The following is a 23,112-nucleotide window of genomic DNA, read 5'->3' as shown; positions in this document are numbered from 1 at the left end:
GCATGCGCATCCTGAAAGTGATTTCGCTGCTGCTCGATTACCCGAACGAAGCCCTGGTGGCCGGCCGCGACGAGCTGGAGCAGGCGATCATCCAGGCGCGGGAAATCAGCCCGCGCCAGCGCGGCGCGCTGTTCGAGCTGCTGGAGCTGATCTGCAACAACGACCTGATGGATGGCCAGGAGCATTACGGCGCGTTGTTTGGCCGTGGCCGTTCGTTGTCGCTGCTGTTGTTCGAGCATGTGCATGGCGAGTCCCGCGACCGTGGCCAGGCCATGGTCGACATGCTCGCCCAGTACCAAGCGGCGGGCTTTGCCATTGGCGTCAGGGAGCTGCCGGACTACATCCCGCTGTATCTGGAGTACCTGTCGACCCGCGAAGACCTCGAGGCCCGCGAGGGCCTGGCCGATGTCGCGCACCTGTTGGCGCTGCTTGCTGCACGCCTGGAGGAGCGTGAGAGCGCCTACGCCAGTTGCTTCCGGGCGTTGCTGCAGATTGCCGGCGCCGAGCCGCACCAGGCGGTGGCTGATTTGCGCGAGCAAGTCGCCGCCGAGCAACGCGATGATTCTCTCGAAGCCCTGGACAAGATCTGGGAAGAGGAGGCGGTGGACTTTCTCAAGGCCGAGCAGCAGGAGCGTTGCAGCTCACTGCCAAGTGCGCCGGGCAAGGCCCGGGAAGAAAGCGCGGTACCGCTGCACTGGGTCGATTTTCAGCATCAAGGCCAGGCCGCTGCGCCGGCCGGGGAGGTGGGTAATGTCTAAGTGGAACCTGTTGATGTTCGGGGTCTATCCCTATGTCGCCCTGGCGATCTGCTTGCTCGGCAGTTGGGCACGGTTTGACCTTTCGCAGTACAGCTGGAAGGCCGGCTCCAGCCAGATGCTCGACAAGCGCGGCATGCGCGTGGCGAGCAACCTGTTCCATGTCGGCGTGCTGTTCGTGTTGGCCGGGCACTTCGTCGGCCTGCTGACCCCGGCGTCGGTCTATCACCATGTGCTCAGCACCGAGCACAAGCAGCTGCTGGCGATGGTCTCTGGTGGGTTCTTCGGCCTGCTGTGCCTGATCGGCCTGATCATGCTGCTGCACCGGCGCCTGACCGAGCCACGGGTGCGGGCGACTTCCAGCACCTCGGACATTCTCATCTTGCTGGTATTGCTCGCGCAACTGGTACTCGGCCTGCTGACCATCGTCGCCTCCACCGGCCATATGGACGGCTCGGTGATGGTCATGCTCGCCGACTGGGCGCAGAACACCGTGCTGCTGCGCCCGGTGGATGCGGCGGCGGCAATCGCCCCGGTGAGCCTGGTGTACAAGCTGCACGTGCTGCTGGGCCTGACCCTGTTCGTGCTGTTCCCCTTCACCCGCCTGGTGCACATCGTCAGCGCGCCGGTGTGGTACCTGGGCCGGCGCTATCAAATTGTCCGGCAGAAAGCCTGAGGAGGTCGCCATGACGTACGCAAGCGAAGCGCACCTGATTGCCAGCAGTGAACAGCAGTGGCCGGTCATCAGTGTCAATGACGTGGTCATCAGCCAGCAGGCCCTGGCCCAGGAGCTGCAATACCACCCGGCCAAGGATCGTGAAGAGGCCGTGTACATGGCCGCCCGCGCCCTGGTGATCCGCGAGCTGATGCAGCAACGCATCGCCGAACTGGGGCTGGCGCTGCAGGTGGGCGCCGGCGAGAACCCGGAGGAAGCGGCCACGCGGTTGCTGCTGGAGCGCGAAGTGCAGGTGCCCAGCTGTGACGAAGCCACCTGCCTGCGCTACTACCACAGCAACCGCGGGCGCTTTCACAGCGCGCCGCTGCTCGCGGTGCGGCACATCCTGCTCGAATGCGCGCCGGACGATGCCGAGGCGCGCAGCCTGGCCCTGGTGCAGGCCGAGATCCTCCACGAGCGGCTGTTGCAGTTCCCCGAGCAGTTCGCCGAGCTTGCGCAAAAGTACTCGGCCTGCCCGTCGAAGGCCCAGGGGGGTGAGCTGGGGCAGATCAGCAAGGGCCAGACCGTGCCGGAGCTTGAGCGCCAGCTGTTTACCCTGGCGCCGGGCCTCGCGCTCAAGCCGCTGGAAAGCCGCTACGGCTGGCACCTGGTCAGTGTCGACCAGCGCATCGAAGGCCAGGCCTTGCCTTACGAGGCAGTGGCCACGGCGATCCGCACCCAGTTGCAGCAGGGCGTGTGGCAAAAGGCGCTGGTGCAGTACCTGCAAACCCTGATCGGCGCCGCCGATATTCGCGGCATCCGCCTGCAGGGCGCCGATTCACCGCTGGTGCAATAAGGGGACGCTGATGAGCACTGTGATGCAGGACGGCTTCGGGCGGCAGATCGATTACCTGCGCATGTCGGTGACCGATCGTTGTGATTTTCGCTGTGTGTACTGCATGGCCAAACACATGACCTTCTTGCCGCGCCAGCAGGTGCTGACCCTCGAAGAGTTGCGGCGCCTGGCCACGCTGTTCGTCGGCCTGGGCGTGGGCAAGATCCGCCTGACCGGCGGCGAGCCGCTGATTCGCCCGGGTATCGTCGAGCTGTGCCGTGACATTGCCGCCTTGCCCGGCCTGCGTGAACTGGTGATGACCAGCAATGGCTCGCAGCTGCAGCGCCTGGCCCGGCCGCTGGTAGAGGCCGGGGTCAAGCGCATCAACATCAGCCTCGACAGCCTCGATGGCCAGCGCTTTCGGGCAATTACCCGCACGGGCGATCTGGATCAGGTGCTGCGCGGCATCGAGGCGGCGCGCGAGGCCGGTTTCGAAGGCATCAAGCTCAATTGCGTGGTGATGAAGGGGCGCAACTTCGAGGAGGTGTTGGCGCTGCTGCAGTACGCCATCGACCAGCGCATCGACATCACCTTCATCGAGGAAATGCCCCTGGGCGAGGTTGGCCGTTCGCGTGGTGAGTCGTTTTGCGCCAGCGACGAGGTACGGGCGCTGATTGCCAGCCGCCACGCTTTGCTCGATAGCGCCGAGCACAGCGGCGGGCCGGCGCGCTATGTGCGCCTGGCCCGGCACCCGGCAACGCGCATCGGTTTTATCTCGCCCAACAGCCACAACTTCTGCGCCAGCTGCAACCGGGTGCGGATGACCGTGGAAGGGCGCTTGCTGCTGTGCCTGGGGCAAGAGGATTCGCTGGATCTGCGCGGCTTGTTGCGGCGCTATCCGCTGGATGACCAACCGATCATCAGCGCTTTGCAACAGGCGTTGCGCCGCAAGCCGTTGCGCCATGATTTCAACCCGCAGGGGGAGGTGCAGATCTTGCGGTTCATGAACATGAGCGGCGGATGAGGGTGGCTGTTCTGGCCTTATCGCGGGTCAAGCTCGCTCCTACAGGATCCCGCCAGTCTTGATATCGATCAATTTCTTTCACCCGCTTTACCCGTAGCCTGCACTGCATATTGTGTTTTCAAATCAATAAACGTCTATATGTAGTGTCAGGAGGGCAAATGCACAGCACGCTGATCAGGGTAGGGCACAACCGGTTGCACAAGCGCGATGGCAGCCTGGTGGCCTTCGACGCCGACAAGATCCGCCAGGCGTTGATCGCCGCCGGCAAGGCCACTGGCGAATATGCCGAAGCCGAGGCAGACGGTTTGCTTGAAGCAGTCCTTGTCCACCTTGAGGGCTACTCCAAGCTGCACGTCGAGCAGATCCAGGACCGGGTCGAACGGGTGCTGATGGACGCCGGGCACTTCCTTTCGCTGCGTGCCTATATCGTCTATCGCGAACAGCACGGACGCCTGCGCCGTGACCGCAAGACCCTGGTCGAAGTCGCCACCTCGATGAACGAATACCTCAACCGCGAAGACTGGCGGGTGCAGGCCAACGCCAACCAGGGTTATTCCCTTGGCGGCCTGGTGCTCAACGTTTCCGGCAAGGTCACTGCCAACTACTGGCTCGACGAGGTCTACAGCGAAGCCATCGGCCGCGCCCATCGCGAGGCCGACCTGCATATCCATGACCTCGACATGCTCGCCGGCTACTGCGCCGGCTGGTCGCTGCGCAGTTTGCTGCACGAGGGCCTCAATGGCGTGCCCGGGCGGGTCGAGGCCGGCCCACCCCAACACCTGAGCAGCGCCCTGGGGCAGATGGTCAACTTTCTCGGCACCCTGCAGAACGAGTGGGCCGGGGCCCAGGCCTTCAGCTCCTTCGACACTTACCTGGCGCCCTACGTGCGCAAGGACCGGCTGAGCTATGAAGAGGTGCGCCAGGCCCTCCAGGAGTTCATCTACAACCTCAATGTGCCGTCGCGCTGGGGCACGCAAACGCCGTTTACCAACCTGACCTTCGACTGGGTCTGCCCGCAGGACCTGCGCGAGCAGATCCCGGTGATCGGCGGCGAAGAAATGCCCTTTGCCTACGGCGAGCTGCAAGCGGAGATGGACCTGCTCAACCGTGCCTACATCGAAGTGATGCAGGCCGGCGACGCCAAGGGCCGGGTGTTCACTTTCCCGATCCCGACCTACAACATCACCCACGACTTTCCCTGGGACAGCGACAACGCCGAGCGCCTGTTCGCCATGACCGCGCGCTATGGCCTGCCGTACTTCCAGAACTTCCTCAACTCGGACATGCAGCCCAACCAGGTGCGCTCGATGTGCTGTCGCCTGCAACTGGATGTGCGCGAACTGCTCAAACGTGGCGGCGGCCTGTTCGGCTCGGCCGAGCAGACCGGCTCGCTGGGGGTGGTGACCATCAACTGCGCGCGCCTGGGCTACCTGTACAAGGGCGACATCAGCGGCCTGTTGCAGCGCCTGGATGCGCTGATGGAGCTGGCCATGGAGAGCCTGGAGGTCAAGCGCAAGGTGATCCAGCATCACATGGATGCCGGGCTCTATCCGTACACCAAGCGCTACCTGGGCACCCTGCGCAATCACTTCTCGACCATCGGCGTCAACGGCCTGCATGAGATGCTGCGCAACTTCAGCGACGAGCAGATGGGCCTGCACACCGCCCAGGGCCGGCGCTTCGCCCTGAACCTGCTGGACCATGTGCGCGCCACCCTGGTGCGTTTCCAGGAAGAAACCGGCCACCTGTACAACCTCGAAGCCACCCCGGCCGAGGGCACCACCTACCGCTTCGCCAAGGAAGACCTCAAGCGCTTCCCCGACATCCTCCAGGCCGGCTGCAGCCAGGCGCCGTACTACACCAACTCCTCGCAACTGCCGGTGGGCTATACCGACGATCCGTTCGAGGCCCTGGAGCTGCAGGACGAGCTGCAATGCAAGTACACCGGCGGCACTGTGCTGCACCTGTACATGGCCGAGCGGATCTCCTCGGCCCAGGCCTGCAAGCAACTGGTGCGCAGGGCCCTGGAGCGCTTCCGGCTGCCGTACCTGACGATCACCCCGACGTTTTCCATCTGCCCGGTGCATGGCTACCTGGATGGCGAACATGAGTTCTGCCCCAAGTGCGACGAAGCGCTGCTGCTGGCCCAGCAGCAGGGCAGCGTGCATTGACCCGTTTTACCCTCAACAGCAAGGAGCTTCATCATGACTGCACAGCAAACCCTGCCGACGGCGCAACGCCAACGGTGCGAAGTCTGGACCCGGGTCATGGGTTATCACCGCCCGGTGTCGGCGTTCAACCCCGGCAAACAGTCCGAGCACCACGAGCGGCTGCACTTCAATGAGGGCGCGGCAACGGCCGGGCATCCATGAGCCGAGCGCTGCGGGTCGGGGGCATGGTGCCCCTGACCACCCTCGATTATCCCGGCAAGCTCGCCTGTGTGCTGTTCTGCCAGGGCTGCGCCTGGCGCTGCCGTTACTGCCACAACCCGCAACTGATCCCGCCCCGGGGCCGTGATGAACTGCCCTGGGCGCAGGTACTGGCGTTTTTGCAGCGTCGCCGCGGCCTGCTCGATGCCGTGGTGTTCAGCGGCGGTGAGGCAACCCTGCAGGACAGTCTGCCAGAGGCCATGGCCCAGGTGCGGGCCATGGGTTTTGCCATCGGCCTGCACAGCGCCGGGATCAAGCCCGAGGCGTTTGCCCGGGCATTGCCTGGGGCCGACTGGGTCGGCTTTGACGTCAAGGCGCTGGCCGAAGATTGCCAGTTGGTTACCGGCGTGCGCGGCAGTGGCCAGGCCAACTGGCGCAGTCTTGAATACCTGCTGGCCAGCGGCGTCGACTACGAATGCCGCACCACGGTGCACTGGCACCTGATCGATCCACCGCGACTCCTCACCCTGGCCCGGCGCTTGAATGCGCTTGGGGTCCAACGCTTCGTCGTGCAGCGGGTACGCACGGCACGCATGCTCGACCCGCAGCTGCCCGGTGCTTCGGCACACAGATTGCTACCCGAGCTGTGGGACACCCTCCACACGCTGTTTCCCGCGTTTGAAGTACGCGACTAGTAAGGCTTTGAAATGACCAGATTGACCACAGCACAACGTATCCTCATTGGTTTTGCCATCGCGCCCCTGGCGCTTCTGGGCCTGGCCTTTTATGCATTGCATGACCTGGCCACGCTTAAAGAGCAGGCGGTGGTGATCGTCAAACAGGACTGGCCGAAGATCGAACCGATCATGGTCATCGCCACCGGGGTGCGCGACAACGCACGCAACACCCGCGACCTGTTGCTCGACAAGGACAACCTGCAGGTGCAGCAGGCCATCGACACCACCAAGCAGCGCATCAGCCAGGCCCTGGCAACGCTTGAGCCGCTGTTCTACCTGCCCGAGGGCAAGGCCGCCTACGCTGCGCTGAAAGCCAGCCGCGAAACCTATGTCGCGGCGTTTACCCAGGTACAGACACTGATCCGCCAGGGTGACGCGCAGGCGGCAATGACCCAGCTCAAGCAAAACGTGGTACCCGCCGAGCACGAGGTATACCAGCACCTGGAAAGCCTGATGGCCTTGCAGGGGCAGATCTTCGTCGAGCGCGAACAGGCCGCCCAGGCCCTGTACAACGACGCCCGGCTGAACATGCTCGGCCTGGTCGTGCTGTGCCTGTTGGCGGTGATCGCCGCTGCGCTGCTGGTGACCCGCAGCGTCACCCGGCCGCTGGGCGGCGAGCCGGATACCGCCGCACGGGTGCTCAGCCGGATCGCCGAGGGCGACCTGACCATCGCCGTGCCGACCCATGGCAGTGCCGACGGTAGCGTGATGCTCAACATGCAGCAGATGCAGCAGAGCCTGAACAGCATGGTCAAGCACATCGCAGCTTCGGTGGAGCGCGTCGCCAGTTCTTCCGAGGAACTCAGCGCCGTCAGCAGCCAGACCAGCAGCAGCCTGCAGCTGCAGGGCCTGGAAATCGAACAGGCAGCAGCCGCGGTCAACGAGATGACCGCCGCGGTGGACGAAGTAGCGCGCAATGCGGTGAGTACCAGCGAAGCCTCGAAGGTCTCCGAACAAACCGCCCAGCGTGGCCGTGAACAGGTACGCGAGACGGTCGCCTCGATCAGCACCCTGGCCGACGGCGTCAGCGATACCTCCGCACGCATCCAGCAACTGGCCGGGCGTGTGCAGGACATCAGCACGGTGCTGGATGTGATCCGCAGCATCGCCGAACAGACCAACCTGCTGGCGCTCAACGCCGCCATCGAAGCAGCCCGCGCCGGTGATGCCGGGCGCGGCTTTGCCGTGGTCGCCGACGAGGTGCGGGCCCTGGCCCATCGTACCCAGGTGTCGACCCAGGAGATCGAGCAGATGATCGGCAACATCCGGCAGGACACCAGCGAAGCGGTGACCGCCATGCTCAGCAGCAGCGAGTTGGTGCACACCACCCTGGATGTGGCCCAGCGTGCCGGCGAAGCGCTGGAGGCGATCACCCGGTCGATTTCGCAGATCAACGAGCGCAACCTGATGATCGCCAGCGCCACCGAAGAGCAGGCCCTGGTAGCCCGCGAGGTGGACCGCAACCTGGTGGGCATTCGCAACCTCTCCGAACAGGTGCTGCTGGGAGCGCAACACACCGACAGCGCCGGCCAGGACCTGGCGCAGATGGCCGGCAGCCTGAGCCAGACCGTGGCGCGCTTCAAGGTTTGATGCCCGTCTGGATCAGCGCCCTTGATCTGTATCAAGGGCAAACCCGGCACTGGGCGCTAGCGTGAACGCTCGCCCATTGCCGCCTGAGGCACTTCATGGCCAAGCCCTTTCCTGTCAGCCCCAAGCACCCCGAGCGTATCTGCTGGGGCTGTGACCGCTACTGCGCGGCCAACGCCCTGGCTTGCGGCAACGGCGCCGACCGTACCATGCACCCGGCAGAGATGTTCGGTGACGACTGGAACGAGCAGGGTGACTACGGGTTGGCGTCGCCGGCCGAAAACGAAGGCGCAGCGCAGCGGGCCACACTACTTAAATAGCACCCGCGTAGACCTTGGCCAGGGTCTGCTGCTGACTTTTCCAACACCAGGAAGTCAGCATGAACGACCACGACGATGCCTCGATCGACAGCTTTATCGCCCAGCGCCTGCCAGGCTGGTTACGGGATGCGCCGTTGGCCGCGGTGCAAGCCTTGCAGCAGAGCATGGGCGATAGTCAGCGCGCCCAGGTGCCGATGCAGGCATTGCTGGACTCGCTGCAGTCTCCTGAAGATTTTGCCGCGCCACTGTTGAGCGCAGCGCTGAGTGCGCGCTTTGCCCAGCGGGTAAATGTGCGCACCTGGCGCTTGCGCCTGGTGCGGCGCATTATCGACGGCCTGCCGCAAGCGTCACTGCCGCCGGTTTTTCGCGTGCAGACCCGCTACCAGAGCCTGTTGCATGCCGCGCTGCACAACTTTGCTGCAGAAGAAGCCGTCGAAGGCAGTCATGATCAACAGACCGCGATCATCGACGAGCACGGCACGGTCCAGCCGCTGTCGGTGGCGGCTTTCGCCCGCCTGTGCCGGGAGCTGGATGTGGGCGGCAAGTACCAGGCCCATATTAAATCGGTGTTCAGCCCGGCCGCCGAGGGCGCCCGGCAGGTCAACAAGACCCTCGAACAGAGCTGGCGCAGTGGTCTGGCCGTGGCGCTCAATCAGGCCTGGATCAAGGGCGATCTCGATGACGCCAGCCACCAATGCCTGTTGCGCACCCTGGCGCTCAGGCCGCTGGTGCCCAATGCCACCCTGAGCAGCTTTGCCCATCACCTCAACCTGCTGGGTAAGCGCCTGGTCGGCGTGGTGGCTTTCGAGTTGCGCGAGCAGTTGTTCGAACCCAACGGTTACTCCGATGTGTTGAGCGTGGTGTTGTACATACCCGATGACCCGCTCAAGCCGCTCAAGCAATACACCTCGTGGGACGCGGCCTATTCGGCGCTCGCTGCACGCTTTGCTCAGGCCGGCTATGCACGCTTCTTTCAACGCTTTGTCAGTGAGCGTGATCGCGGTGCCTTCTTGACGACCCTGAGGCGGCTGCTCACGCAAGGCTCAACGGGCTCGGCGATCGAGCTTGATGGTCGTCACTTTGCCTTTGCCGGGCCACTGCTGGCCACGCTGTCTGCTGCGCGCATCGCCAAAATCGAGGATGACGCCCGGGTACTGGCAGTGCCCACCGATGATGAAGACCGCACAGAGCGCAGCCAGCGCCTGCAGGAGTACCAGGAGATTGGCCTGACCCTGGCCAACCTGGCAGCCTTTTTTGTCCCCGGGCTCGGGGAAGTGATGCTCGGGGTTGCCGTCGCGCAGCTGCTGGGCGAGGTTTATCACGGCTATGAAGACTGGCAGCAGGGCGACCGTGAAGGCGCCATGAACCACTTGCTCGGGGTGGCGGAAAACCTGGCGGCCAACGCCTTGTTGCTGGCGGGTGGCAAGGTGCTGGTCAAGGCGCTGCAGCGGTCGGGTTTTGTCGATGGCCTGGTGCCGGTCGAACTGGCTGACCAGCGCCAGCGCCTGTGGAACCCCGACCTGCAGACGTACCGGGACAATGCCTTCGCCCATCGCCTGGAGACGGTCGGCGCCACGGGCTGGCGCCCGGCCTGGGACAGCCCGCAGCACTGGCAGGGCAGTGAGGCAATGCTCAAGCGCTTCGGCGGGCAATGGCAGCAGGCCTCGGACGCGCAACTGCAGCGGGTGCTGGCAATCACCGGCACCGAGCAAGCGCAGATAAGGCAGTGGCAGGTGCACGGTGAAGCGCCACCGGCGACGTTGGTCGATGCCCTTGAGCGAGTTCGGCTCGATCATCAGCTTGCTTCAACGCTCAGTAGCCTGAGCGTGGGTAACGTCGGCCAGCCGGCGCCTGTGCTGCTGCGGGCGTTGACCGCCCTGGAAGGCTGGCCTGAACAGGTGCTGGTGACCCTGGGCGAGGAGCGCTTCGGCCAGGCAACGCCGACGTTGCCGCGCACCATCGAATTGAGCCCTGTGCCTTCGGCCAGTGGCGACTGGCTGGACCAGGTTCTGCTGGCGCTGGAGGAGACTGACAAGCTGGCGTTGCTGACAAGCCCGGGCGAGGGCCTGAGCGAGCGCCAGCAACTGCTCGCGCGCCTGTCCAGGCACCTTGAACAACGCCGTGCCGACGCCTTCGACTTCCTCTATGCCCATTCGCGCCAGGAGCCGAGCGCCGGGGCGCAGATCCTCCAGCGCAACTTTCCCGGGCTACCGCTGGTGGTCGCTGAAGAGATCTGCAGCCACGCCCGGGCCGATCACCTGCAGAGCCTGCTGGACACCTCGAAAGTGCCCTTGGCGATGCTGGAAGAGGCTCGCCTGCTGATGCGCGAAGTGCGCATCAACCGCGCCCTGGAAGCTGTCCACCTGCAGAGCCCGGGCCGGGCCAGCAGCGCTACGCTGGCGGCCCTGAGCGGTGCGCGACGCGAGGAGGTGGCTGGCATTATCGGCCTGAGCGAGCCGGGGCAGTGGTTTCACCCGCCGCAGCGCCTGGCCGACGGGCGCATTGGTTACCCCTTGAGCGGGCGTGGGGTGGGCGGGCGGCAGGCAGTCAATCGCGCCGTGCGTGAGTTGTACCCCACGTTCAGCGACGCCGAGGTTGGCGAGTTCCTCACCGAGTTGCGGGTGTCTGGCCGCGAGTTGTGGAGCGGCTTGCAGGCGCTGCATCAGGAACTGGCAACCCTCAACGAAACCCTCTACAACTGGCAAGCGGCCGACCCGATCCGCGGCGCTGCCCGCGAACGGGTCGCCGCGCGCTTGCGTCGCTGCTGGCGCCGGCAGACGGCGCGGGTGCGCAATCGCGGCGCCGACTATCGCCTGCTGCTCGAGCACGAGCCGATAGGTGCATTGCCGCAGCTTCCCGAGAGCATCAGCTTCGCTCATGTGGCGGAGATTACCCTCAATGACTTGCAGATCACCGATTTGCCGCCAGGCTTTCTCCAGCGCTTTAGTGCATTGCGCTGGCTTGATGTAGTGCACGGTGATCTCGCCCGAGTGCCTGAAGGCATTGACGGGTTGAATCATCTGACCTGGCTGAACCTCAGTCACAACCGGATTGCCTGGACCCCTGCCGACAATCGTCTGCTGGCATCGCTGGGCCGCCTGGAGGTGCTCGACCTGGATCACAATCCGCTGGCGTCCCCGCCGGATGTGACCGCCTTGTCGCGCTTGCGCTTGTTGCGCCTGCGCAATACCGCCATCACCACGGTCCCGGCCGGCTTGCTCAGCCGCCCGGTGCTGGAGAGCGCCGACCTGCGCGAAAACCCCATCGTGGTGTTGCAGGAGGGCCTGTTCAACGCCCCGCGGCGCATCCTCGAACGCATCAACTTCCACGACAATCCGCTCAACGCCGAGAGCCGCGAACGCTTGCTGGCGTTCGAGCGCGCCGGTTTGTTGCCGGCGGTCGCCGGCTTCAGTCACGCGCGCTTCGACAACCTGCAGGAGGAGTGGCTGACGGGGTCGCAAGACGAGGTGCGCGTGCAGCGCGCCCGGCAATGGCAGGCACTGCAGGGGGAGGAAGGCTCCGCCGACCTGTTTCGCCTGCTGGGCGACCTGCGTGAGACGGCCGACTTCAGGCGTCGGCGCCAAGACCTCACGCGCCGTGTCTGGGAGGTGCTTGAGGGTTGTTATGACGATACCGGCTTGCGCAATGAACTGTTCGCCCTGGCCGGTGCACCGCGAAGCTGCTCGGACAGCGTCGCCCTGAACTTCAGCGCCCTGGAGGTGCGCGCCCATGAACTCACCGCGACCCGTGGCCTTAGCGGAGCCAGTCGCCAGCAACCGTTGCTGAACCTGGCCCGTTCGCTGTTTCGCCTGGATGAAGTGGACCGCCTGAGCGCCGAGGAAATCCAGCTGCGCCGCTCGATGGGCATGGCCCCGGACGAAATCGAAGTTCTGCTGGCTTTTCGCACCGGGCTTGCCGACGAACTGGAACTGGTCGGGCAGCCGCGGAACATGGCCTACCGCTTTGTCGCCGGCGTCGATCGGCATGCCTTGAACACCATGCGCGACCAGGTCCGCATGGCCGAGCGCACGCCACGCCTGGCGGCATCGGTGGCGGCCCGGGGATTCTGGGTCCGCTTTATCGAAGCGCATCAACAGGCGGCGTTCGACGCGCTGGACCAGCCGTTCTTCCAGCAACTGGAATCGCTGCAGGCGATGCAGGCCGAGCTTACCGACCAGCAGTACCTGCAGCGCAGCAATGAAATCGGTGCCGCCCGGGAAACGGCGCGTGGCGAACTGGTCCTGCAATTGACCACCCTTGCCCTTGGGCTCCACCCCGCGGCCAGCGCCGGCGTTTTGAGCGAGGAGGGGCGATGAACACGCCAGGCCCGCAGGCGCACCTGCCAGTGAACGACAGCCAGGTCCACGACTACTTGCCTCAATGGCTGCTGCAGGCGCCGGCCGAGCGCCTGCTGGCCCTGAGCCGCGCGATGCAGTTGAGCCAGCAGCAACGTACCCGGGTCGCTGGCGTACTGTCGAACATTCAACCACTCGACGGTTTCGCCCGCACCTTGCTGCGGCAACAATTGCGCAGGCAAACCGGCGCGGACCTTGACGTCGAGCACAACCAGCTGGTCCACACCCGGCACCTGAGCCGGACCGCGACCTTGCTGTCGCTGCCGCGCCAGGGTTCAACCGCAGTGGTCTCCAGCCACAGCCTGTTACAGGCGGCGCTACAGAACTTCAGCGCGGCCGAGGCGGCCAATGGCGGGCTTGCGGGCAAGGCCCGGCTGCAGTTTGCACGACCGCTGGCAACCTCGGCGCAATTGACTCCCGAATCCTTCGCCGGCTTGTGCCGCACACTCGACCTGGGTGGCCGCTACCAACTGCATCTGGATCAGGTGCTGACGGACGAGTTCTTGCAAACGTTGCGGCGCAGCCACTACCACGACCTGGAGGTCGCCGCGTTGCTCGCGGTACTCAGTGGCGCGCTCGATGAATACGGCTTCACGGCACTCTTGCAGCATATTCATGCAGATTTTCTGCAGTTGGGCGATGACGCGGTCATCCGCCCCCGGCAGGTGCGTTTGGGTGGTGTAAGGCTCAGTGGCATGGTGGTCTTCGAGCTACTGCCGGAGTCGGCCTTCAGCCCCTCGCCGGGCGCGGTGCTCCTTGGCCAACTGAACTGGTTATTGTACATCCCCGGTGACCCACAACGTCCGTTGGTTCAGTTCAGTGCCCGGGAAGATATGCTGGGTGAGTTGGGAGTGCGCTTGAAATCGCCCGGCTACGCGCGCTGGTTCATGCGCTTCGTGCCCCAGGCCGAGCAACTGGCATTTGCCGCGAGCCTGGGTGAGCAGCGCCAGCGCGCTGCGCCGGGAGCGCCGCTGGCAATAAGCATGGGCTTGTCAGCCTTCGCCGGGCCGTTGTTCAGTACCCTCGCCAGCCAACAGCTGGCGAAGATCCGCAACGATGCGCGCACCCTGGCCGTGCCTACCGATGACGAAGATGAAAAACAGCGGGTGGAGCGCCTGCATGCCTACGAGAACGCCGGCCTGTTGTTGCTCAATGTTGCCGGTTTGTTTGTGCCGGTACTGGGTGCGGTAATGCTCGGCGTGGCTGCAGCGCAGTTGGCCTCGCAGTTGTTCGAAGGCTTTGAGGACTGGCTGCAGGGCGACAGCGACAAGGCGCTCGAACACCTGACTGACGTGGTCGAGAACCTGGCGTTGGTTGCGGCCGCTGGCGCCGGCGTGCACCTGGTGAGCAAGGCGCTGCGCCACGCAGCCTTCATCGAGGCGCTGGTACCGGTCAGTAACCGGCAAGGCCAGGCGCGTTTGTGGAAGCCCGACCTGGCGGGTTACCAGGCCCGGATCGAACCGGGTACGGCTGATGCCCAAGGGTTCATTGGCGGCGACCCGGGCCCTTATCTCACCCTGGACGACCGGGTTTACGCAGTGCAGCACGACAGCGCTCTGGGGCAATGGCGCATCGTCCATCCCGAGGGGGGCGAACGCTATTCGCCAGTCCTGCAGGGCAACGCTCGGGGAGGGTGGCGCCATAGCGGGGAGAACCCGCTGCAGTGGCAAGACACGCGGTTCATGCTCAAGCGCCTGCTACCTGAGCTGGCAACCTTGGCGGAGCCTGCGCAAGAACAGATTCTGACCATAAGCGGCCTTGATGGCGGGCAGTTACGCCGCTTGCACCTGGACAACCTGGCGGCTCCGGGCCTGCTGCGCGACTGCCTGTTGCGCTGGCGTCTGGATCAGGACATTGAGCGCTTTATCGAGCAACTTGCGGCTGGGGCACCGCTGGACACCACAGAGGCGCAGATGCGTGACTACCTGGTGTCACGCCTGCCCGCTGACACTACCGGCAGCCCTGCGCCCGGGGTGCTGGCCCGGCACGCAAGCATGCTGCGCCAGGCGTTGTTCAGCCATTGCTATGGCCTGCGTACGCGCCTGGCAGGCATCGCCGAGTCCGTGGTCCAGGTGGATTTTCCCGAGCTGCCCAGCAGCCTCGTCGGTGATCTGCTCGAGGCGGCCAGTGACGTTGAGCTAGGACGCCTGGTGGAGCAATGGCGGGTGCCTCTGGCGATGGCCAACCGCATACGGGCGCCGTTGCACGATGTACGGATCAGCCGCGCCGTCGAAGGGCTGTACCTGCAATCGGTGCGCAGCCGCGACAGCGACAGGTTGATCCTGGCCCTGCTTGGGCAACTGCCCGGCTGGCCGCAGGCGTTGGCTATCGAGGTGTTCGAAGGCAGCCTGTCAGGGCCCAGACTCGGCCCGGCCGCGCCAGCGACCGGCAGCCGTCGCGTACAGATCGTCAGGCTGGAGTCGGGATACCAGCTGTATCGCCAGGCGGGGGAGCACACGGGCGAGTTTTACCCTGATCTGTTCAGTGCCTTGAGCAACGCGCTGTCTGCCTCGGAACAGGCGGCGCTGGACACGCCGCTGCGCAGCCGCCTTGGCGAGCTGATGCACCTGCACCGCGGCAAGGTTGGGCAGTGGCTGCAACCGACGCCCAGGCAACGCCCCTGGTTCAATCCGCCACAGCGCTTGGCCGATGGGCGTATCGGCTATCCCTTGAGTGGTCGCGGCCTGTTCGGTGGGCGCCGCGCGGCCCAAGTGCGGGATATCCGCCAGCTGTACCCGGGGCTCTCGGATACCGACGCCGATGCCTTTATCGACGCACTGCAGCGCAATGGTGTCGACGTCGCGGCGCGCATCAAAGCCTATCAGCGTGAATACCAGTTGCTCGACGGCACCTTGCGGGCCTGGAGCCAGTCAGTAGCCGCCGATGAAGCGGGCCAGGCCCTGCGCCGCAGCCGTCAGCAGGCGGCGCTGCTGATCCGCCGTGCCTGGCGCAAGCTGTCGCCCAAACGTTGGTCCAACCACAGCGTCATCGGTTACAGCCTGAGCCTCGAAGGGCTGTACACCGGCGACTTGCCTGGCTGGCCGGCCGAGGTCAATTTTGACCATGTGGTCGATCTACAGTTGCACAACATGGGCCTGGGCGACGCTTCGGCGGCTTTCCTGCTGCCCTTCAAGCGCTTGCGCGAGTTGAACCTGGGCAACAACGCCCTGACCCGTTTACCCGACGCCCTCAGTACTATGCCGGCGCTGGCGCGCTTGTTGGCGCCGGGTAACCACATCGAACTCGACCAGCAGGCGGCCCGGCAACTGGCCGGGCTGTCGCAACTGCGCATCCTCAACCTCAATGACAATCCTGTGGGACCCTTGCTGGACCTTGAACGTTTGTCGCGCCTGGAGGAGGTGCAACTGCGCAACACCGGGCTGCAAGCCTGGCCGCACGGGCTGTTGAACCGCTATCACGGCTACCGCCTGGACCTGCGCAACAACCAGATCGACAGCCTGCCGCAAGCGGTGCTCGACGCCCCGGGCTGGATCAACCGCGGGCTGGCGCTGCATGACAACCCGCTGTCGCAGGCAACCTTTGAACAGCTTGAGCAGTACCAGCAGCGCACCGGTATTCGCCTGGCCAGCCGCCGTAGTCATCAGTCGCCGGTCAGCAAGGCGCGGCGCCTGTGGCTGCAAGCGGCGCCGGCCGGCGATAGCGCCCAAGCGCTGACTACCTGGCAGGCATTGGCCGACGAGCCGCAGGCGACAGGTTTGTTCCAGCTGCTGGCCGACCTCAGCGCGACTGCAGAGTTTCAGCGCACGCCTGCTGACCTGGGGGGCCGGGTATGGGCTTTGCTCGATGCCGCCAGCAAAGCGCCCGAACTGCGCGAGTCGCTGTTCGAGCTTGCGGCCTCACCAATCACCTGCGGTGACAGCGTTACCCTCAATTTTGCCACCCTGGAAATCCGCGCGTCGGTGTACATCGCCTCGCACCTGGCGACCGACCAGCCTCTGGCACAGCGGCTATTGAGCCTGGGTCGGCGGCTGTTTCGCCAGGAGCAACTGGACCTGCTGGTTGCCGAGCAGGCGCAGGCGCCAACAAACGCGGCGGCAGTTGTCGATGTCGTCGAGCTGAACCTGGCCTACCGCATTGCCCTGGGCGAGGCGCTGGACTTGCCGAGCAAGCCACAGAGCATGTTGTTCCCGGCCCTGGCGCCGCTGGATGAGGGCGAGATCGCAAGCGCCCGCCAGCGCATCGAGGGCCGTGAACAGACGCAGGCGCTGCAGCGCTTCATCGGTAGCCGGGACTTCTGGCTCGACTACCTCAAGGCGCAACACAAGGCGCAGTTCGAAGCCCTCGACCTGCCTTATCGCAACCAGCTGGAGGCGATCATGGACAGCCAGGGCGAGCTGCGCGATGACGATTATCTTCAGCGCATGCGGTCATTGGCCAGTGCCCGCGAGCAAGCCGAAGCGAACCTGGCGTTGCGCTTGACCGAGGAGGCGTGGGCCGCCTTCGTGGCCCAGGCGGCCGAACCGTGAAGGTGCCTCAGAACAGCTGCTGGCGCCTGTCCAGTTGCTGATCGACCAGCCACTTGCCGTGGGCCAGCGCCGCATGCTGGGCGTTTTCCAGGTCGGCCAGGTAGGCCATCTTCACTGGCAATGACAAGCGCCGGCTGGTGTGGCCTTCGGGATCGGTGATCAGGCAGCCGGCGTTATAGGGCGTGGGGATGCCGGGGTGGGTTTCGACGCTGGCGGTGATGGTGTGGTTGCGATGCTCGCATTGAAGGGTTTTCATCGTCCTTACCTCGCTGCTGTGGTATCGAAAGCGCCTCAGTCAGGGTGCTTTTTCGGGTATACCACAGCAGCGGCGCGGTTGGATCCGGGCCGACGAACGTCAGCTTCAGCGAAACGCCGGCAGCAATCCGTTGATGGGGCGTGATCCTCGCAAGCTAGACCGTAATACGTGATTTGCAGGTGTAATAGTTGGCTGCGAGCGCTGCGCGCTCGATCGCCGGCAAGCCCGGCTCCCACAGCTCTGGCGCACACCGTGGGAACCGGCGAGAAGGATCAGAACTCGGTCGGCTGGATGATCTCGACCCAGTAGTCATCCGGGTCCTTGATAAATGCCAGGTGCTTCATGCGGCCGTCGCTCAGGCGCTTCTGGAAGGTGACGCCCAGTTGCTCGAAACGCTCGCAGGCGGCGCGGATGTCCGGCACCGAGATGCAGATATGACCGAAGCCACGCGGGTCGGTGTTGCCGTTGTGGTAGGCAAACCCGGCGTCGTTTTCGGTGCCGTGGTTGTGGGTCAGCTCGAGAATGCCCGGGATCGATTTCATCCACTCGGTGCGCTTGGCAGCATCGGCCGGGATCTGCGCCTTGTCGACCAGGGCGAGGAAGTACAGGCTGAACTCGGCCTCGGGGAAGTCGCGCTTCTCGACCAGGCTGAAGCCCAGCACGCGGGTGTAGAAGTCCAGGGACTTGGCAACGTCCTTGACCCGCAGCATGGTGTGGTTGAAAACGAAATTGTGGGTCGCGGCATCCGGTTGCGCGGTGACACCAGGGAGGGTGTCGAGATGGTTCAGGCTCATGGGCTCTCCGCATTTGAGGCTGGCAATAGCGCTGCCAGCAAAACAGTCAGGGCGTCATGATACGGAACTGAAGCGATTGCGCAAACGATTTGCGCCCCGCCTTTGTGGGGCGGGGCGCAAGAATTAGAAGCCCGCCGAAGCGGGCGTATGGGGCGCTAGTCCGTTAGCAGTCTTCATCCTGAGCCAGTCGATGTGAAAAAAGTGTGAAGGGTTTTTTCACCTGCGCAACCAGCTGTCGACAGTCTTGGCCCCGTACTGCTCCTTCCAGGCCTTGAGGCCGCGGTGGTTGCCACCCTTGGTTTCGATCAACTCGCCGGTGTGCGGGTTTTCATAAACCTTTACCACCCGCGCACGGCGTTGTTTCGGTGCACTGGGCGAGGCTTTGTGGGTAGCCTTCGGGTCGAGGATCGCGACAATATCGCGCAGGCCCTTGTCGTAGTGTTTCATCAGGTCGACAAGTTTCTTCTCGAACTCGATTTCACGCTTCAGGCCGGCGTCCTTTTTCAGCGCCTCCAATTGCGCCATTTGTTCCTGAAGGGCCTTTTCGGCGGCGCGGAACTCTGCAAGTCTGGACACTGTCATCACTCCTTTAAGTCTGCAGTGGCCCGGCATGCGTGTAGATAGCAACATTCTGTATAACGCAGCCGCCACCGGGTTGGGCACAACATCGCACTAATAAAGAGTGTAGTAGTCGTCGCGCAGTGGGTAAACATTAAACTTTTATATTGTGTGTTATGGAACTTTCTTAATTGCCACCGGACCTTGACCAAAGAACTAGTCAATATTCCGCCGGCGGCCTTAGACCATGGTCCAATGGCCCGAAATAGAGCGGTTGCGAGATCATGATCGGTCACCGTCGACTGCCATCGACGCTGGGAGCATTGTCGGCGCCGGGATCGGCGCCGGTTGTTTTTTGCCTTTCTTTCGGATTTCGCTTCTCATGTTTGCCCCATACCCTCTCGCGCCCGGGCGCAGCCTTGTCGGCCTGCTCGCGATGTTTGCTGCTGTCTCGACACAGGCCGCTGGTTTTCTTCAAGACAGCAGCGCCAAAGTCGAAGCACGCAACGTCTACTTCAATCGTGACTTTCGCGATGGTCATACCAGTTCCGACCAGGGCGCGTCGAAACGCGAAGAGTGGGCCCAGGGCTTTATTCTCAATGTGCAGTCTGGTTATACCGAAGGCACTGTAGGATTTGGTGTAGATGCCATCGGCATGCTCGGCTTCAAACTCGACTCCAGTCCGGCCGATAGCAACAGTGGTCTGTTGCCCTCCAGCGGACATGATCCGCGTGGTTCGGTAGACCAGTACGCGAAGATGGGCGTAGCCGGCAAGATGCGTTATTCGCAGACTGTGCTCAAGGTCGGTTCGATGATGCCGGACATGCCGCTGCTCAAGTACAACGACGGCCGCCTGTTGCCGACGATGTTCCAGGGCGCGATGCTGAGTTCCGAAGAATTCAAGGACCTGAAGTTCACCGTGGCGCGCCTGGACAAGTACACCGCGCGGGACTCGACCGACCGCGAGGACATTCGCGTTCACTGCAAGAACAAGCGCTACGCCTGTGGTACCACGGCCGATCATTTCGACATGGCCGGGATCGACTACAAGTTCAATGACCGCCTCAGTGCGCAATACCAGGTAGGCAAACTTGAAAACATCTACCGCCAGCACTTTTTCGGCCTGGTGGCCAGCCAGCCGCTGAGCGTCGGCAGCCTGTCGGCCGACCTGCGCCTGATAAAAAGCGATGACATTGGCCGTGCCCGCGCCGGTGACATCGATCACCGCGCCTTCAGCGGTATGCTCGGCTACAGCCTTGGTGGTCACAAGGTCAGTGCCGGCTGGCAGCGCATGTATGGCGAGAACGCCATGCCGTACCTGGATGGCAGCAACCCGTACCTGGTCAACTACGCCCAGGTCAACGACTTCGCGGCGGCCCAGGAGCGTTCCTGGCAACTGCGTTACGACTACGACTTCAAGGCCATGGGTGTGCCGGGCCTGAGCTTCTTTACCCGCTACATCAACGGCGACCATATCAAGGTCCCGGGCAGCCTGGCCGAGGGCAAGGAGTGGGAGCGCGACAGCGAACTCAAGTACCAGGTCCAGAGCGGTACCTTCAAGGATGTCAGCGTGCGCCTGCGTAACTCCACCTACCGCAGCAACTATGAGAAGTATGCCCGCGACATGGACGAAACCCGGGTGATCGTCAGCTACAACTTCTCGATTTTCTAAAGCGCAGTACGTTGCCATTGTGCTTCGGCCAGCCGACTATGAAGGCTGGCTGAATCATGGAAGCGACGCGCAATGAAACAACTGCTGTTGATTGGTATCGGGCCGGGCAATCCGCGCCAGATCACCCTGCAAGCCATCGACGGGCTGAACCGGGCCCAGGTGTTCTTCGTGCTCGACAAGGGTGTGGTCAAGGACGAATTGCTGCAACTGCGCAAGCACATTCTCGAGCGTTACATCGATAAGCCCGGCTATCGCCTGGTTCAGGTCGAAGACCCCCTGCGCGATGGCGCTGCCAGCGATTACGTTGGCGCCGTCGAGGACTGGCACAAGCAGCGTGCGGCGTTGTACGCCAACCTGATCGAAAACGAACTGGCTGACGGCGAATGCGGCGCTTTCCTGCTCTGGGGCGAGCCGACCCTGTACGACAGTACCCTGCGTATTCTCGACCTGGTCCAGGCCCGTGGCGTGGCCCTGTCGCTTGAGGTGATCCCCGGCATCAGTAGCGTCCAGGCCCTGGCCGCCGCTCACCGTATTCCCTTGAACCGTATCGGCGAGCCACTGACCGTGCTGCCTGGCCGGCGCCTGGCTGAACAGCCGTGCATCGACAACCTGGTGGTGATGCTCGACGGCCAGTGCGCCTTTGCCGCGCTGGACGATCCGCAGTTGCATATCTACTGGGGCGCTTACCTGGGTAGCGCCGATCAGGTCCTGATCGCCGGGCCGCTACTGGAGGTCAAGGCGCAGATCCTCGCCGCCCGTGAACAGGCACGGGCGCGCAAGGGCTGGATCATGGACACTTATCTGCTGCGTCGGCCGCTGTAGCCAGGCGGTTCTTGGCCTCGATCCACTGCGACATGTACTGGGTACTTTTGTGCTGGTGGTGACGGAGCATGGCGCCGGTGAAGTTGAACAGCCGGTGCTGGTCGAGGTCGGCCAGGGCGTACTCGATACGCTCGACCAGGGCGCTGGCGTGCTGGCGCCGGTCGTAGCGTGCGCCGAGCAAGCGCAGCGCGTCCTGCTGGGCGCGGTTCCAGCGTGCTTCATCGCTGTACAGGGCGGCGGCGGCTTCGGCCAGGCCTTCGGCGGTTTCGGCGATTGCCCCGGGCCAGGGCAGGGCGCCGTGCATGGCTTCGGCGCCGATGGGAGTGGTGACGCTGGGGGTACCGCACTGCATGGCGTCGGTGAGCTTGCCCTTGATCCCGGCGCCAAACCGCAGCGGCGCCAGGCAAATGCGCGCGTTGCTCATCACTTCAAGGGCGTCTTCGGCCCAGTTCATGATGTGAAAGCCCTCGGCGGGTTTGTGCAGCGCCGTGGCCTTGGGCGGGGTGTAGGCGCCGTAGATGTGCAGCTGCGCCTGTGGCAGGCGCCGGCGGATCATCGGCCACAGGCTGTTCTTCATCCACAGCACCGCGTCCCAGTTAGGCGCATGGCGAAAGTTGCCGATGCTGAGAAAATGCGCGCGCTCGGCAAATGGCTTGAACGGCTCGCTGGGGGCGTCGAGCATCAGCGGGCACCAGTGCAGCAAGTGCTCGGGCACACCGAAGCCGTTGATCAGCAGGTCGATCTCGACATCGGAAATCATCAAGCTCAGGTCGCTGCGGTAAATGGCGGCGAGTTCGCGCAGGGTCAGGTCGGCGCTGGCCATCTGCCGATAGAGGTCGGGGCCGGAGGTGTTGAACAGCGCGCGAAAGTCATTCGGGTCCAGGCCTTCGATCAGGCGCCGGCGCAGCAGTTGCTGGCGGGCATCGCGCAGGCTTTGCAGGTCGGAGGTTTCCAGCACGCGCAGGGCGTTGGGGCAATGTTTTTCGACGCGCCAGCCGAACTGCTCTTCCATCATGAAACGGTCGAACAGCACCACGTCCGGGGCCAGTTCGCTGACAAACGCGTCGAAGCTGCTGTCGTTGAGGGCAATGGCCTGTTCGCCGATGCCCAGGCTCGCCAGGTCGGCCTTGTGCTCGCCAATGGCTGCGGGGCTGCTGAAGGTGACGCGCCAACCGCGCTGCACGAAGCTTTCAAGGATCTGCATCATGTGCGAGCCGGCGGCTGAGGAGCGCGGCTCGGGCCACACGTAGCCGATGACCAGGACGTTGAGGGCAGGGGCGGGCATGGGCATCGGGGACCTTGGCAAAAAGTGCGTATTAAAGCAGATTCCGGGCGGGCCGGTAGGTGCACTAAATGGCCTGGAGAATACCCTGCACCTTGTCACGCAACTGGTCGATGCTGAATGGCTTGGTTATCTGGTGCATGCCGAGCGGTATGTCAACGTCGCCATAGCCGCTGGCAAACAGCACCGGCAGCTCCGGCCGCAGTTCCCGGGCTTTGACGGCCAGGTCCTTGCCGTTCATGTCCGGCAGGCCGACATCGGTGAGCATCAAGGCCAGGGATTGTTGCGTGTTTTGCAAAACCACCAGCGCCGTGTGCGCATCAGCCGCTTCCAGCACCTGATAGCCCAGCTCTTCAAGCACCTCGACCGTCAGCATGCGCACGATATCGTCATCTTCAACGACGAGCAGGGGCGGGGATGTCTGCGGCATGGCGGTATTCCTGTACAAAAGTCTGTTCATTATCTGTAAGCCGGGCACGCCCTGAAGTTCCCTCTGCGCTGAAAAAAGCCTCCCGAATGAACAGCATAGCGGTCATTGAAAAAGCAGGGAACGTTTGCGCGCGACACCTCTCAAATGCTGGCTAAATGCCCTGCCAGAATGGCC

16 protein-coding genes and 1 pseudogene are annotated in these 23,112 nt (G+C 63.9%); 12 read left to right on the top strand and 5 right to left on the bottom strand.

The window, feature by feature from the left end; translation table 11 throughout:
- Positions 1–2 precede the first annotated feature (2 nt).
- The 10 genes and pseudogenes from narJ (at position 3) to LOY34_RS15025 (ending at position 17,124) form a co-directional block, all read left to right on the top strand.
- Positions 3–758 carry a nitrate reductase molybdenum cofactor assembly chaperone gene (gene narJ, locus LOY34_RS15070; RefSeq protein ID WP_195884342.1) on the top strand — a complete coding sequence of 252 codons (756 nt, stop codon included), beginning with the start codon at positions 3–5 and terminating at the stop codon, positions 756–758.
- On the top strand, positions 751–1,431 hold the full coding sequence (narI, locus tag LOY34_RS15065; RefSeq protein WP_195884341.1) for a respiratory nitrate reductase subunit gamma: 681 nt from the start codon (positions 751–753) through the stop codon (positions 1,429–1,431). The genes narJ and narI overlap by 8 nt, the downstream gene beginning before the upstream one ends.
- Before the next feature lie 10 nt (positions 1,432–1,441).
- Entirely contained in the window at positions 1,442–2,266 is an 825-nt protein-coding gene (locus LOY34_RS15060; protein ID WP_195884340.1) for a peptidylprolyl isomerase, read from the top strand.
- Between the two features lie 10 nt (positions 2,267–2,276).
- Positions 2,277–3,269 carry a GTP 3',8-cyclase MoaA gene (gene moaA, locus LOY34_RS15055; protein ID WP_195884339.1) on the top strand — a complete coding sequence of 331 codons (993 nt, stop codon included), beginning with the start codon at positions 2,277–2,279 and terminating at the stop codon, positions 3,267–3,269.
- Positions 3,270–3,427: 158 nt separating this feature from the next.
- A pseudogene (locus LOY34_RS15050) lies at positions 3,428–5,641 on the top strand (ribonucleoside triphosphate reductase).
- Positions 5,638–6,333 carry an anaerobic ribonucleoside-triphosphate reductase activating protein gene (locus tag LOY34_RS15045; protein ID WP_195884337.1) on the top strand — a complete coding sequence of 232 codons (696 nt, stop codon included), beginning with the start codon at positions 5,638–5,640 and terminating at the stop codon, positions 6,331–6,333. The pseudogene LOY34_RS15050 and the gene LOY34_RS15045 overlap by 4 nt, the downstream one beginning before the upstream one ends.
- Before the next feature lie 12 nt (positions 6,334–6,345).
- Positions 6,346–7,965, top strand: coding sequence for a methyl-accepting chemotaxis protein (locus LOY34_RS15040; RefSeq protein ID WP_195884336.1), 1,620 nt, complete (start codon positions 6,346–6,348; stop codon positions 7,963–7,965).
- 95 nt (positions 7,966–8,060) lie between these two features.
- Positions 8,061–8,282, top strand: coding sequence for a DUF3079 domain-containing protein (locus LOY34_RS15035; RefSeq protein WP_195884335.1), 222 nt, complete (start codon positions 8,061–8,063; stop codon positions 8,280–8,282).
- Positions 8,283–8,341: 59 nt separating this feature from the next.
- Positions 8,342–12,598: an NEL-type E3 ubiquitin ligase domain-containing protein gene (locus tag LOY34_RS15030; RefSeq protein WP_195884334.1), complete on the top strand. Its 4,257-nt coding sequence runs from the start codon at positions 8,342–8,344 to the stop codon at positions 12,596–12,598.
- Positions 12,595–17,124 carry an NEL-type E3 ubiquitin ligase domain-containing protein gene (locus LOY34_RS15025; protein WP_258663412.1) on the top strand — a complete coding sequence of 1,510 codons (4,530 nt, stop codon included), beginning with the start codon at positions 12,595–12,597 and terminating at the stop codon, positions 17,122–17,124. Before LOY34_RS15030 ends, LOY34_RS15025 begins: the two co-directional genes overlap by 4 nt.
- A gap of 7 nt (positions 17,125–17,131) precedes the next feature.
- Here LOY34_RS15025 and LOY34_RS15020 read toward each other — a convergent pair whose 3' ends face one another.
- The 3 genes from LOY34_RS15020 to LOY34_RS15010 form a co-directional block, all read right to left on the bottom strand.
- Positions 17,132–17,380, bottom strand: coding sequence for a hypothetical protein (locus LOY34_RS15020; protein ID WP_195884332.1), 249 nt, complete (start codon positions 17,378–17,380; stop codon positions 17,132–17,134).
- Between the two features lie 272 nt (positions 17,381–17,652).
- Positions 17,653–18,174 carry a lactoylglutathione lyase gene (gene gloA, locus LOY34_RS15015; protein WP_045198037.1) on the bottom strand — a complete coding sequence of 174 codons (522 nt, stop codon included), beginning with the start codon at positions 18,172–18,174 and terminating at the stop codon, positions 17,653–17,655.
- 216 nt (positions 18,175–18,390) lie between these two features.
- Positions 18,391–18,750, bottom strand: coding sequence for a histone-like nucleoid-structuring protein, MvaT/MvaU family (locus LOY34_RS15010; RefSeq protein ID WP_045198039.1), 360 nt, complete (start codon positions 18,748–18,750; stop codon positions 18,391–18,393).
- 364 nt (positions 18,751–19,114) lie between these two features.
- Between LOY34_RS15010 and LOY34_RS15005 the strand changes: the two genes are divergently transcribed.
- Positions 19,115–20,404, top strand: a complete 1,290-nt coding sequence (locus LOY34_RS15005; RefSeq protein ID WP_093381901.1) for an OprD family porin — start codon at positions 19,115–19,117, stop codon at positions 20,402–20,404.
- Positions 20,405–20,476: 72 nt separating this feature from the next.
- Entirely contained in the window at positions 20,477–21,226 is a 750-nt protein-coding gene (gene cobF, locus LOY34_RS15000) for a precorrin-6A synthase (deacetylating) (RefSeq protein ID WP_195884331.1), read from the top strand.
- Here the strand turns inward: cobF and LOY34_RS14995 are convergent.
- A complete protein-coding gene (locus tag LOY34_RS14995) occupies positions 21,192–22,511 on the bottom strand; it encodes a glycosyltransferase (protein ID WP_082075442.1) in 1,320 nt (439 codons plus the stop codon). The genes cobF and LOY34_RS14995 overlap by 35 nt on opposite strands.
- A 64-nt stretch (positions 22,512–22,575) precedes the next feature.
- Positions 22,576–22,938, bottom strand: a complete 363-nt coding sequence (locus tag LOY34_RS14990) for a response regulator (RefSeq protein WP_093381907.1) — start codon at positions 22,936–22,938, stop codon at positions 22,576–22,578.
- Positions 22,939–23,112: the final 174 nt, after the last annotated feature.

Source organism: Pseudomonas sp. B21-009, from assembly GCF_024749345.1.
In the GTDB taxonomy this organism is placed as follows: domain Bacteria; phylum Pseudomonadota; class Gammaproteobacteria; order Pseudomonadales; family Pseudomonadaceae; genus Aquipseudomonas.
Note: the sequence above shows the minus strand (reverse complement) of the source record. Positions and strands in the feature narration are given on the sequence as shown.